Source organism: Pseudomonas sp. MIS38 (assembly GCF_019891575.1).
Classification (GTDB): Bacteria; Pseudomonadota; Gammaproteobacteria; order Pseudomonadales; family Pseudomonadaceae; genus Aquipseudomonas; species Aquipseudomonas putida_A.
This window is the reverse complement of the sequence record NZ_JAFLXF010000035.1, coordinates 1-11877: the sequence shown is the minus strand read 5'-3', so window position 1 is coordinate 11877 and position 11877 is coordinate 1. Positions and strand designations below refer to the sequence as shown.

Here is an 11877-nt window from a genome sequence, read left to right as displayed (position 1 = left end):
CATGGCAATCGGGGGTCTATCGGTTTGATGCGTTTGATTCGTCGTGAGACAAAACTAAACGATCTTAAAAACCACGAACAAATACCCTTTTTGCATTAGCTTAGGCCCGACGCTCAAGTTCGCTGTCATCACGCGACAGCTCTCCCGCTTCAACTGATCAACGTGCCGGGTCATAAAACGGTTCGACTGCCACCCGGCTGCCGACAAAGAAACTGTCAGCCACCAGCCGCAGTGGCTGCAGATCGACGTCGCTGGCCCGATCGCCAATCAGTTGCCGGAAGTGTCGATACACCGCGGTGTACTCGCCCTCTTCCGACACCGCCTGGCGCACGCCGTCGATGCTCAGCAGCGCCCCGCCGTTGTCCAGGCGCAGCAGCCCTTCGGCGTAGCGAATCTCGATGCTCCAGAGTTCGTCGTGACCGTGGTCGAAATCGAACTCCGCCTGCACGTCGAGCCGGTTCGCATCGGACATCTTGATCGACGCAGCAATCGGCGACTGGCAGTTGTCCGGTACACGCAGTTCGGCGGCTTCGACAAACAATGGCTGCGCCAGCAAACGGGTAACAATCGACAAGGCATTGATGCCCGGATCGAAAACGCCCAGACCACCGGGTTGCCAGATCCACGTCTGCCCGGGATGCCACTTGCGCACGTCTTCCTTCCAGTCGATCTGCACGCTTTGCAGTGTGCGGCTGGCGAGCCAGTCGCGGGCGGCTTCGATACCGGGGGCGTAGCGCGAATGCCAGGCGAACAACGCACTGACACCCTGTTGCTGCGCTTGACTGACCAGGGCCAGCGCCTCACCCAGCGTCGCGCACGGCGGTTTTTCCACCAACACATGTTTGCCGGCGGCCAGCGCCTGCTGCACCAGGGCGAATCGACCTTGCGGCGGCGTACAAAACGCAATCGCATCCACCTCGGGGCCGTTCTCCAGCAACTCGCTCAACGAGTGAAAGTTCTCCACCCCGGCACAGGGTTTACCTTGCGTGGCGACCGCCACCAGACGAAATCCGGGATTGGCGTTGATCGCCGGAACATGTTGATCCTGGGCAATCTTGCCGTAGCCCACCAGACCGAGACGGATCGGTTGCATCAGTGACTCCTGTTTTTATCTTGTTGTCGTCAGCGAGTGCGCAGATTAGCCGTAAACGTCACGGAAAACCCAGCTGAGTCTGATCAAAAACCCGCAGAAGCCAGCGCTCGGTTCATCGCGCCGGGTAGTAACGCTGATGCAGCGGCGCAAACAGAGAAAGCCTGCTTTTCAGGGCAGGCTTTCACGTTCACAACGCTGCAGTCACTTCTGCTGCGCGGTCAACGCCGAGTAACTGTTCATCAGGTTCCGGTAGTTCGGAATCCGCTGCGACAGCAGATTGCCCAGCCCTTCGATGTCGTTGCGCCAGTCGCGGTGCAGCTCACAGGCGACCGAGAACCAGTTCATCATTTGTGCGCCGGCCTGGGTCATGCGGTTCCACGCGGCTTGCTGGACGGTGGTGTTGAAGGTGCCGGAGGCGTCGGTGACGACGAATACGTCGAAGCCTTCGGCCAGTGCCGACAGGGTCGGGAACGCTACGCAGACGTCGGTGACCACACCGGCAATGATGATCTGCTTGCGGCCGGTGGCCTTGATCGCCTTGACGAAGTCTTCGTTGTCCCAGGCGTTGATCTGGCCTGGGCGGGCGATGTACGGCGCATCGGGGAACATTTCTTTCAGTTCCGGAACCAGCGGGCCGTTGGGGCCTTGTTCGAAACTGGTGGTGAGAATGGTCGGCAGGTTGAAGAATTTTGCCAGGTCGGCCAAGGCCAGGACGTTGTTCTTGAACTCGTTCGGCGAGAAGTCCTGAACCAGAGAAATCAGACCGGTCTGGTGGTCGACCAGCAGGACTACGGCGTCGTCTTTGTTCAGGCGGTTGTAGGTTGCAGTGCTCATGTTTGAATCCCTTTTCTTGGTTGAGGTAGTGGGCGTTGCGTTGAACATGGGCACAGATTACTGACACGACCGGAACCGATAAATCGGTTGAAAAGCGTTTCACTGTCAACTCATAACGGACAATCCTGGCGACACAACACAGGCTTGCCAGCCTCCGACTCAGTTCGGCTCGAGAATTGGTTTGGCGATCATCAAACTGCACGGCGCCCGGTTCAGGACACTCTCGACGGTTGCACCGATGAAGTTCGGGCCTTGCGGGTAGGCGGTACCGAGCACCAGCATGTCAAACGCGTTCTGGCGGGCGAACTGCTCGATCATCTTGTGCGGTATTCCGGTCACCTGGTGTCGACGGTGAGACTCGATGGCGTAACGCTCGGCCAGAGCCTCAAAAGCCTCTTTCTGAGTGTCGTTGATCGCCTCGCACAAGCTGTGATCCAGACTCAGGGTCGGCACGCTCATCGCCGCATCGCCCAGCACTGACCAGTGGCTGACATTGAGTACATGCAGGGCCGCGCCACAGGCGTGTGCCAGCGTTGCCGCCAGTTCGAGGATGCGCTCGTTGAGGCCTTGGGTCAGATACTCCAGATGCGACAAGTCGACGGCGGCGAGAATTTTCAGCGGCAGTGGATGACGGGCTTCGGTGACCAGATGCACCGGGGTCGGACAGTCGCGCAGCAACAGCCAGTCCAGCGGTCGATGGAAAGCCCGATTCAGCGCCGGGACATGATGGGTATCTTTGATCACCAGATCGGCCCGATAGTCGTTGATGTACTCCAGCATGTGCGCCGGCGTGGCCCTGGACCACACCACTTCGCTGCTGACCTGTACGCCGCTGCCCGCTTGGAACCGCGCCTGTTGCTCCAGCCAGTGGCGGTGCACCTGCAAATAGCCCTCGCGCGCCTGGGCCATCGCGTCGTGGTCAAACAGACCGGCCACCGCCAGCGCCTGCACGTAATCGAACGCCACTATGTGCAGCGCCGCACCGGTTGCCCGGGCCAGGGCAACCGCGCGATCGAAGGCCGGGGTGCGGGTCATTTCGGTGGGGGCAATCAACAACATTCGTTTGAGTCTGAGCATACGAACCTCGTCCTGGCAGTGCGGTACTGGCGCAAGGGCCAGCCTGACATCCCTGTCGATCGGGTATCGACGACTTGCTCGGCCAGTATCCGGCGCCGCCCCCTGACGGCTCTGATTTTTATCAAGCAATGGCCGAACTGCGGCAGCCCGCGTCTAAGTTTGTGTCCGTTCGTCACTTGGCGCTGCCGGAACATGAATGAGATCGGTGTCAGGGTGAGTGACACCTATGCTTAACCCACCCCCGCCAGCGTGATCTCCCCCATGTCAGAAGCACCTGTTCTCCAGGCACAACACCTCAAGACTGCTTGCTCCAACTGCAGCGTGCTGGAGTTGTGTCTGCCGATCGGGATGAACGGTGCGGAGGTCGCGCGCCTGGATACGCTTATCGTGCAACGGGTCAAGGTCAAAAAGGGCGCGGCGCTGTACCGCACCGGCGATCCGCTGCGCTCGCTGTACGCGGTGCGAATCGGCTCGTTCAAGACCAGCATGCTGTCGGTGGACGGTCGTGAACAGGTTACCGGTTTTCACATCCCCGGCGAGATGCTCGGGCTGGACGCTATCAGCGCCGACGAGCATGCCTGCAACGCCTTTGCCCTGGAGGACAGCGAGGTCTGCCCGATCCACTTTGCGCAGCTGGAAAAGCTCGCGCAAAGCCTGCCGTCGCTGCAGCACAACCTCAACCGGTTGCTGAGCCGTGAAATCGTGCGCGACCACAGCATGTTGATGCTGATGGGCAACATGAACTCGGATGAGCGGCTGGCGGCGTTTCTGCTCAACCTGTCGCAACGCCTGAGCCTGCGCGGTTACTCCGCAAAGGATTTCGTGCTGAAAATGCGCCGCGAGGAAATCGGCTCCTATCTGGGGCTGCGCCTGGAAACTATCTGCCGGGGCATCGCCCACCTGCGGGATCAGGAGCTGGTGGAAATCAGCGGCCGCGACGTGCGGATCCAGAACATGGACGGTCTCAAGCAATTGGTTGCCGGCTGCCACCGCTCAGCGCGCTGAGCCAATTGCCCCCTGCCCGAACACCTCGATCGGCGACGCCATCGCGTGCGTCTGATCCAGATCAGATCCAGCCACCGGCAACCGCGTAGAAAAGGAGTGAAAGAACGGTGCGTGTTCGCGCGCCAGCCTTTCCAACCGGATGGAGGATTACCCCATGCTTACTGTCAAAGATCACAACGATCGGGCCGTGGCCGCCTACGCCGCAGTCTCCGGGCAATACTGGATTGAAGCCGTCAAGGATGGGCGTCATGTGTTGATCCGTCCGTTGGCGGAAAAGGACCGCGAGCGTGAATATGCCTTCATCAAGCGCCTGTCGCCCGAGTCCCGGCACATGCGTTTTCTGGCGCAGATCAGCGAGCCCGGCACGGCGCTGCTCGATCAATTGATGGACACTGATAACCAGCAGCGCACGGCGTTCATCGCCCTGGTGCATGAAAATGGCCAGCTGATCGAAATCGGCATCAGCCGTTATGCCGCCACCGGCGAGCATGAATGCGAATGCGCCGTGACCGTTGCAGATGAATGGCAACACCTGGGCCTGGGGACGCTGTTGATGGAGCATCTGATCAAGGCTGCGCGCAGAAACGGCTTTCACCGGATGTATTCAGTGGACTCCGCCGGCAACGAAGCGATGCGTGAACTGGCGCGTAACCTGAACTTCGAAACCCATCACGATCCTGACGACAGCCGTCAGGTCATACACCGTCTTCAGCTGTAAAAAAACGCCCGGTGGCGAGTCTGCAAACGACTCGCCACCGGGCGTTTTTTTTCACGATTGCAAGGTATGTCCCGGTTTGATCGCCAGCACACTGCAAGGCGCACGATGCAGGATCTGTTCGGCAGTGGTGCCCAACAACTTGTTCAACCCATGGTGCTGCACCGTGCCCAACACGATCACGTCAATGTGATGTTCGACGGCAAACTCGCAAATGCTCGGTACCGGAGGCCCCTCGACAAAATGTCGGCAAGCCGTCGGTACACCCTGGCGCTCGGACAGGGCAGCAAATGCTTCGTGTTGCGCGCTGCCCAAGGCTTCATAAATTCCGGTGGCCAGCGGTAAGGCGCCGTAGCCCATGTCGGTGGCATACACCGCCGCCCAGTCGTAGACATGCAGCAATTCGAGCCGGGCATCACACTGCTCGGCCAGGCGCACGGCGGCTTCGACAATCTGATCGTTGAAGCGCAGATCCTGATCCTGACTGCGCAACACATCGATGATCGCCAGCACACTGCGTGGCCGTGGATGCGCGTCATCGGTGACCAGATGCACCGGCACCGGGCAATCGCGCAGCAATTGCCAATCCAGCGGGGTGTAAAACACCCGCTTCAACGCCGACTCCTGCTGCGCATCCTTGATGATCAGCGCCAACGGCATCTCGTTGACGAACTGCAGGACTTCTTCGTACGGGTGTTGCACCCAGACCACCTCACTGCTGACCTCGATACCGTGGCGCTCAAGCAATGTGGCCTGCTCGGCCAGCCACTGGCGATGCGTGCGCAGATAACCGTCGCGGGCCAGACGGATTTGCTCAGGGGCGAACAGGCCCGCCACCGCCAGCGCCTGCAGATAATCGAAGGCGACGATGTGCAACGGCAATTGCATGGCGACTGCCAACGCAGCGGCACGCTCGAACGCCGGTGTGTGGCTCATGGTGGGGGGAGCAATCAACAATAAACGTTGGGTCTGCGACATGGGGCACCTCGGCACGACGGCCATCTGGATCGAGTGAACAGATATCCAGATTGCGCGCTCCTGCTACCGGCGAGTTGATCTTGATCAGTTCTGCATCGAACCTTCGCCGCCACTGTTTCAGTGCCACAAAGTGCCGGCCCACATCGCCAATGTCAGCAGCACCTGCCCGGGGATGACAATCGCAGCAAACCGTCTGCCTCCACTGACCCAGGCCACCACGCATTTGCTCAATGAGTTGCTGCTGATCGCGATCAGCGCGGGAGCGACAATCGCTTCCACCGGTAACAGACCGGCCTTGGCCAGCCCGGCGATAGAAGCGGTTGACGCGTGCGCATCGGCGAATCCGCTGAAGGTCGCGGTGAGCATCACGCCCACCTGGCCGAATTGACTGAGCATGGCCGACGAGACCAGGGTGATCGCCGTCATGGTCAATGCGATGATCACGGCCAGTTTCAGATTGAATGCGCCGCCCGCCGGCAGCGTCTCGTCAGTGCCTTGGGTCGGTCGGGGAAACATCAGACCAGCGCTGTAGATCAGCGCCGCCACGCTGCCGGACACTAACGGCAGCCACAGGCTGCGCAACAAGGCTGGATCGACGGTGGCGAGAATCAGCCCGGTCTGAATCATGGTGGCGAGATTGGACAGCAGCGCCGCCGCGCTGAGGATCCGCAGATTATTCGGTTCTCGGGCGACCCGTTGGCCCATGGTCGCAATGGTCAGGGTGCTGGAAGCGAAACCCGAAGCGATGGCGCTGATGACGTAGCCGTAACGAATGCCCAGCGTACGAACGGCGATGTGCCCTGCCGCCCCCACCAGCATCAGCAACACCGTCAAGGTGCAGATGGTGCGCAGATTGAGCGCGGCGTACGGCCCGATGTAGCGATCCGGCGTCAATGGCAGCAGCACCAGCGCGGTAATCAGCAAGACCAGGCCGTCGCGCATTTCGGTTTCGCTCAACTGAGTGATCGCGAAGTGATGCAGTTTTTCCCGATAGGTCAGCAATCCCGCCACCACCACGCCAATCGCCACCGCCAGTTCGGGCGCGCGCGTGCACAACGCGCCCAGTATGAGCACGATGATCAGCGCCACTTCACTGGTCACGCCGGGGTCGTCATCGCGCCCGCGCCAATAGGCGACGGTGATCAGCAAGGTCAAACCGATCGCGACGATGCCCACCAACAGCGCCGCCCCCACCACCATCGCGGCGTAGCCGAGCAATGCGCTGATCGTAAACGTGCGCAAACCTGCGCTGCCTCGACGTTCGCCGCTGCCCTTGTGCCGTTCGCGCTCAAGACCGATGAGCATGCCGATGCCCAGGGCGGCCGCTGCCTGCGTGATGCCAAGGGATTCATTCATCGTCGATCCGCCCTGTCCCGTCCATCAGCCCAACGGCTTCAGCCGACGACGGCGTCCGCCGCTCTGGCAGGCTGGCCTGCTTCTTGGCGCTCGCTGGCCTGCGGCCAGGGGTGCGGGGCATCGATGCGAGCCCTGAGCCGACTGACGAATGCCCGCGCGTCCTCGAGGTGATCGAAGCTCACCTGCCAGTCGTCCAGGGACACGATCCAGCCATGCGGCGCCGCTGTTGCACTGATATCAATGTTCATCGAAAAGCCTCCGTCGAGTCGGAAAAAGGCCCTTGTTCAAGGGCTGATCGCGACCTTCATGACCCCGTCGCGCTGATGCGCAAACAACTCGTACGCCGCCTCGATGTCATCGAGTTTGAAGCGATGGGTCACCAGCGGCGATAAATCGACCGCGCCGCTTTGCACCACCGCCATCAAGCGACGCATGCGCTCCTTGCCACCGGGGCACAGGGTCGAGACGATGCTGTAATCGCCCAGCCCGGCGGCAAAGGCATCGAGCGGGATGCGCAGGTCGCTGGAATACACCCCCAGACTCGACAAACGGCCACCGGGACGCAGCACCCGCAATGCCGATTCGAACGTGCCCTGGGTGCCCAGCGCTTCGATGGACACGTCGACGCCACGGCCATCGGTCAACGCCATGATCTGCTCGACCACGTCGCCGTCCTTGAAGTTGACCACATGGGTCGCGCCCAACCGGCGGGCGACGCTCATGCGCTCCGGCACGCCATCGACGCCAATGATCGTGGTAGCGCCCTTGAGGCGCGCACCCGCCACGGCACACAGGCCGATCGGCCCGAGGGCGAACACCGCGACGGTGTCGCCGATATTGATCTCGCCGCGCTCCGCCCCGGAAAACCCGGTGGACATGATGTCCGGGCACATCAGCACCTGCTCGTCGCTGAGGCCATCAGGGATCGGACACAGATTGGCCAGGGCGTCCGGCACCAGCACGTATTCGGCCTGGCAGCCGTCGATGGTGTTGCCGAACTTCCAGCCGCCAATCGCCTTGAAGCCGTGGCGAGTGTCCGGGCCGTCCTGCGAGCCGCAACCGCACAGACAGGCGTAACTCTGTCCGCTGGGCGTAATGGCCCCGGCGATTACCCGTTGCCCCTCGACGAAACCCCGCACCTGCGAACCCAGCCGCTCGATGACGCCCACCGGCTCATGACCGATGGTCAGCCCTTTGGCCACCGGGTATTCGCCGCGCAGGATATGCACGTCGGTGCCGCAGAGGGTCGTGGTGGTGACGCGCACCAGCGCATCCAGTGGGCCGACTTGCGGAATCGGCTTGTCTTCGAGCACGATGCGGTTCTTTTCGACGAAGATCGCCGCTTTCATCATGGCCATGGTCAATTCCCCTGAGCGCGTCGCAGCTTGAGATGCCCTCAAGCCTGCGCCGTCGTCACGACGCCGAAGTTGATAATGGTCAAACAATGCGTGGATCAGCTCACCGCTTTCGCGAGCAAGCCCGCTCCCACACTGGATCTCGGGCAGCCACCCAACCCGTGAACATCGCATCCCCCCGTGGGAGCGGGCTTGCTCGCGAAGGGGCCATTACGGTCACCACATACCGCGCGTCCGATGAGCTGTGCTGCCGAATCGTCCCGTTGACAAATATCAATCCCGCCCGCCACACCGGCGCCACGATGGGCGCAAGGCTCACGGCACGAACACCGCGCCGCCTTTTCGCGTCGTGTGTGCGATCAACCACGGGAGATTTGTCATGTCTGAGCAATCGCGTTTCATGCTGGTGGTTTCGCCCCTGATGAAAAACAGCCCGGCTTTCGAACGCGCCGCCGCGCTGGCCAAGGCGTCTGACGCGGCCTTGCACATCGTTGCGTTCGATTATCTGGAAGGCCTGGCGACTGCCGGGCTGGTCAATGAACAGGCGCTGGAGCAAATGCGCCTGGGCTACGTCGAGCGCCATCACCAATGGCTCGAAGACCAGGCTCGGCCGCTGCGCAAACTCGGGGTGCACGTCACCACCGAAGTGGTCTGGGTCGAAAGTCCACTGGAGGAAATCCTCATTCACCTGCGCGAACAGCCGATGGCGGCGCTGATCAAGGCACTGGAGCACGAATCGCTGCTGTCACGCCTGATGTTCACCCCGCTGGATGTGCATCTGCTGCGCGAGTGCCCGGTGCCGCTGCACTTTGTCAGCCATGTGCAACATGCTCTGCCACGGCGTATTGTCGCGGCGGTCGACCCGTTCCATCGCGATGGGCAGTACCAGGGTCTGAACGACCGGATTCTGTACGAAGCCGGCAAACTGGCAAGTTTGTGTAAAGCCGAGCTGGACGTGATCTACGCCCACGACCTGTCCTCGATCAGCGCCGCCGAATTCGGTTTCGATCATGCCTCGGCGTTCTTTTCCTCCAGCGCCGCCAAGGCGCTGTTCGATGCCCAGGGCGAAGCCTTTCGTGAACTGGCCGAGCGCAACGATATTCCGGCAGAAAACCAGCACATGATCATGGGCGACCCGGCCAAGGTACTGGCCAGTTACGCCGACGCGTACGACATTGACGTAATCGTCATGGGCCGCGTCGCGCACCGGGGCATGGGCCGCCTGATCGGTAGCACCGTCGAACACCTGCTGTACCGGATGCCATGCAGTGTGTGGGTGGTGGCGCCGGAAAAGCTCGAATGAGGTTATGAGCTAATAACACCTTCATTAAACCGTCTTTCAAACGTTGTACTAGGATAGGATCCACATCCTGACATTTGCGCCGACCAGGGAACATGCTCGACGCAGGTCAGGAATGGGACTGTTTCACCTGCAACTCATGGATGATGTTTATGAATTCACACCTGTTTCCCCACATCGGTAAAGTCATTGCGAGCACCGGCAGCCGGCACTTTCCGCGGATGCTGCATGACCTGATCCAGACACAACTGGCGGTGGACGCCACACACATTCGCCAGATGCGCGTCGAGCCGGTGGGCCGCCCCGCCCATCGCAACCCGCCGGAAACCGGCCAAGACTCGGCCCAGCAGGCTGAAACGGTATTCTGCGAACAGATTGCCGCACGCTCGAGCGAGCCGATGGACACGCCAGACGCGGCCAGCGCCGATGCCTCGCAACTGCACCTGACCCGGCGCAAGGACGGCTACCGCTACGTGATTTCGGTGTATCGCAACGACCAGTCGCAACGGTTCTCGGCTCAGGAGCAGAGCTTGTTGCAGGACATTTCTCCGGTGCTGCTGCCGATGGTGGAAAAACACATTCACGCCCTGCAACCTCAGCAGACCAGTACAGAAGACCCGTCGGCCGGCGCTGACGGCGCGCAACAGGGCCTGGAAAACCTGCGGCTGCGCTTCAACGAGCGTTTGCAGCAACTGGGCCTGAGCCTGTCCAATCGCGAAACCGAAGTGTGCATCGGCCTGCTCGCCGGGCGTACCGCACCGGAGCTGGCCGAACAGTTGCAGTTGAAGGTCAACACGGTGGAAAGCTATCTCAAGCGCGCGGCGATCAAACTGGGGATCAGTGGCCGTCATTCGTTGATGCGCTGGATGTATTCGCCTGAACATACCGCCACCCTGCCCGGCTCACCCCACGCCGCTTGATGGTGCCCGATCTGCAGGAACTGCCGCTGCGAGCAAGCCCGCTCCCACATCGAAATACGTTGAGCCGATGGTTACAGCAACACCCGGTTAAAACTGTGGGAGCGGGCTTGCTCGCGAAGAGGCCGTGTCAGGCACTTAAGGTGTTGGCTGGCACACCGCATTCGCGAGCAAGCCCGCTCCCACATTGGTATGCGCTGAGCCAATGGTTACGGCAACACCCGGCTAAAACTGTGGGAGCGGGCTTGCTCGCGAAGAGGCCGGTACGGCTGGCAACCACCTTATTCAAGTCCTGCAGGCACTGCCCGCGACGGGCACAGAAGGCGCAAAGGGATGCCGGGCAGCGTCTTTTTATCCGTCGGGCCGTGCCTTACCGCTCATCCGAAAAGGCCTCGTACCTGTAATTTCTGACAGTAGCCAGAGCCGTCATCTTCAGCGCTGAATAACTCCACGCCCTTTGTCTCCCGACAGTTCGCTTGGAGTTCCGTCCATGCTCGTTCAGCCCAAGATGAAAATCTCTGCCCCCCATTCACTGCTGGACCCGATAGTGCTCGGGCGCCTCCTGCCTTCCGGCCAGTGGGGGATCAACCGGGCGGCGGTGTTCACTTTTCCCGACCTCGGACTGCTTGTCGTCATCCCCATCTGGGCCACCAAGGCTGTTGGAGATACCGTCAAGCTGCTGCTCAATGACCGTGAGGTCGACGGGCGTCCCATCATTGACGAAGCCGAGCTCAAGCAACCGACCCTCTTGTGGGTGGCTCCCCGTCATCTGCAGACAGGTTCTTACGAACTCACCTACGAAATCAAACAGCCCAATCAAAAAGAAGAGCGTCCGGACAAGCCCCTCAACCTCTTCGTCAAACTGGAAATCCCCGCTGGCCAGGACATCGACCCGGGCCCTGGTCACTCCAACCTGTACATGTACATTCCCCCGGCAATCGTCAACGGCGGTGTGGACAAAGACGTTGCCGAAGCGGGGGTGCCGATTGTCATCAGGTCCGAGTCCGGCAGCGGCTTGCCTTACCCCGACATTGCGGAGGGCGACGTCATTCATCTCAGTTGGGGTGGCTTTTTTGAGTATTCCACACCGGTGACCCTGGAGCAGATCAACGATCCAGCGGCAAACCCGATATTAATCACGGTCTCCAAAGCCACCATTGAACGGGCTGGTGACACCGACCTCTTCGGTCTGGCGGTCACCTTCAAAGTGCGCGACATCGTCGGCAATGAATCGGAAGACTGGTGCA

At 61.0% G+C, this 11877-nt stretch carries 11 protein-coding genes and 1 pseudogene; 5 read left to right on the top strand and 7 right to left on the bottom strand.

All coding sequences use genetic code 11. From position 1 onward, the window contains the following. Positions 1 to 157 precede the first annotated feature (157 nt). The 3 genes from J1G18_RS26760 to J1G18_RS26750 all read right to left on the bottom strand — a co-directional run bounded on the left by J1G18_RS26760 (position 158) and on the right by J1G18_RS26750 (position 3004). The gene (locus tag J1G18_RS26760) at positions 158 to 1093 is read right to left on the bottom strand and encodes a Gfo/Idh/MocA family protein (RefSeq protein ID WP_223009360.1); all 936 of its coding nucleotides are present in this window, start codon (positions 1091 to 1093) and stop codon (positions 158 to 160) included. A gap of 201 nt (positions 1094 to 1294) precedes the next feature. After that, positions 1295 to 1927 (bottom strand): isochorismate family cysteine hydrolase YcaC, encoded by a 633-nt coding sequence (gene ycaC / locus J1G18_RS26755; protein WP_041074995.1) that lies wholly within the window; start codon positions 1925 to 1927, stop codon positions 1295 to 1297. 159 nt (positions 1928 to 2086) lie between these two features. After that, positions 2087 to 3004, bottom strand: coding sequence for a universal stress protein (locus J1G18_RS26750; protein ID WP_223009358.1), 918 nt, complete (start codon positions 3002 to 3004; stop codon positions 2087 to 2089). 261 nt (positions 3005 to 3265) lie between these two features. Between J1G18_RS26750 and fnr the strand changes: the two genes are divergently transcribed. Together fnr and J1G18_RS26740 are read left to right on the top strand one after the other, a co-directional pair. Continuing rightward, complete coding sequence (gene fnr / locus J1G18_RS26745) at positions 3266 to 4009, top strand: fumarate/nitrate reduction transcriptional regulator Fnr (RefSeq protein ID WP_223009356.1); 744 nt, start codon at positions 3266 to 3268, stop codon at positions 4007 to 4009. A 154-nt stretch (positions 4010 to 4163) separates the two neighbouring features. Continuing rightward, positions 4164 to 4727, top strand: coding sequence for a GNAT family N-acetyltransferase (locus tag J1G18_RS26740; RefSeq protein WP_135295550.1), 564 nt, complete (start codon positions 4164 to 4166; stop codon positions 4725 to 4727). Between the two features lie 51 nt (positions 4728 to 4778). Here J1G18_RS26740 and J1G18_RS26735 read toward each other — a convergent pair whose 3' ends face one another. The 4 genes from J1G18_RS26735 to J1G18_RS26720 all read right to left on the bottom strand — a co-directional run bounded on the left by J1G18_RS26735 (position 4779) and on the right by J1G18_RS26720 (position 8416). Next, positions 4779 to 5702: a universal stress protein gene (locus J1G18_RS26735; RefSeq protein WP_135295549.1), complete on the bottom strand. Its 924-nt coding sequence runs from the start codon at positions 5700 to 5702 to the stop codon at positions 4779 to 4781. Between the two features lie 117 nt (positions 5703 to 5819). Next, positions 5820 to 7058 carry an MgtC/SapB family protein gene (locus J1G18_RS26730; RefSeq protein WP_223009354.1) on the bottom strand — a complete coding sequence of 413 codons (1239 nt, stop codon included), beginning with the start codon at positions 7056 to 7058 and terminating at the stop codon, positions 5820 to 5822. Between the two features lie 38 nt (positions 7059 to 7096). Further along, positions 7097 to 7306: a hypothetical protein gene (locus J1G18_RS26725; protein WP_098968308.1), complete on the bottom strand. Its 210-nt coding sequence runs from the start codon at positions 7304 to 7306 to the stop codon at positions 7097 to 7099. 36 nt (positions 7307 to 7342) lie between these two features. Continuing rightward, positions 7343 to 8416 carry an NAD(P)-dependent alcohol dehydrogenase gene (locus J1G18_RS26720; protein ID WP_098968307.1) on the bottom strand — a complete coding sequence of 358 codons (1074 nt, stop codon included), beginning with the start codon at positions 8414 to 8416 and terminating at the stop codon, positions 7343 to 7345. Positions 8417 to 8792: 376 nt separating this feature from the next. Here J1G18_RS26720 and J1G18_RS26715 point away from each other — a divergent pair, with 376 nt between their 5' ends. From J1G18_RS26715 to J1G18_RS26705, 3 genes and pseudogenes are all read left to right on the top strand, one after another. After that, positions 8793 to 9716: a universal stress protein gene (locus tag J1G18_RS26715; RefSeq protein ID WP_223009352.1), complete on the top strand. Its 924-nt coding sequence runs from the start codon at positions 8793 to 8795 to the stop codon at positions 9714 to 9716. Positions 9717 to 9865: 149 nt separating this feature from the next. Then, a complete protein-coding gene (locus tag J1G18_RS26710; protein ID WP_223009350.1) occupies positions 9866 to 10633 on the top strand; it encodes a helix-turn-helix transcriptional regulator in 768 nt (255 codons plus the stop codon). A 487-nt stretch (positions 10634 to 11120) separates the two neighbouring features. Continuing rightward, positions 11121 to 11877 (top strand): annotated as a pseudogene (locus J1G18_RS26705) (hypothetical protein); the annotation flags it as partial.

Coding starts and splice junctions, on each gene's coding strand:
- ycaC (WP_041074995.1), bottom strand. CDS start 1,927: ATGAGCACTGCAACCTACAACCGCCTGAACAAAGACGACGCCGTAGTC.
- fnr (WP_223009356.1), top strand. CDS start 3,266: ATGTCAGAAGCACCTGTTCTCCAGGCACAACACCTCAAGACTGCTTGC.
- J1G18_RS26740 (WP_135295550.1), top strand. CDS start 4,164: ATGCTTACTGTCAAAGATCACAACGATCGGGCCGTGGCCGCCTACGCC.
- J1G18_RS26730 (WP_223009354.1), bottom strand. CDS start 7,058: ATGAATGAATCCCTTGGCATCACGCAGGCAGCGGCCGCCCTGGGCATC.
- J1G18_RS26735 (WP_135295549.1), bottom strand. CDS start 5,702: ATGTCGCAGACCCAACGTTTATTGTTGATTGCTCCCCCCACCATGAGC.
- J1G18_RS26760 (WP_223009360.1), bottom strand. CDS start 1,093: ATGCAACCGATCCGTCTCGGTCTGGTGGGCTACGGCAAGATTGCCCAG.
- J1G18_RS26715 (WP_223009352.1), top strand. CDS start 8,793: ATGTCTGAGCAATCGCGTTTCATGCTGGTGGTTTCGCCCCTGATGAAA.
- J1G18_RS26720 (WP_098968307.1), bottom strand. CDS start 8,416: ATGGCCATGATGAAAGCGGCGATCTTCGTCGAAAAGAACCGCATCGTG.
- J1G18_RS26750 (WP_223009358.1), bottom strand. CDS start 3,004: ATGCTCAGACTCAAACGAATGTTGTTGATTGCCCCCACCGAAATGACC.
- J1G18_RS26710 (WP_223009350.1), top strand. CDS start 9,866: ATGAATTCACACCTGTTTCCCCACATCGGTAAAGTCATTGCGAGCACC.
- J1G18_RS26725 (WP_098968308.1), bottom strand. CDS start 7,306: ATGAACATTGATATCAGTGCAACAGCGGCGCCGCATGGCTGGATCGTG.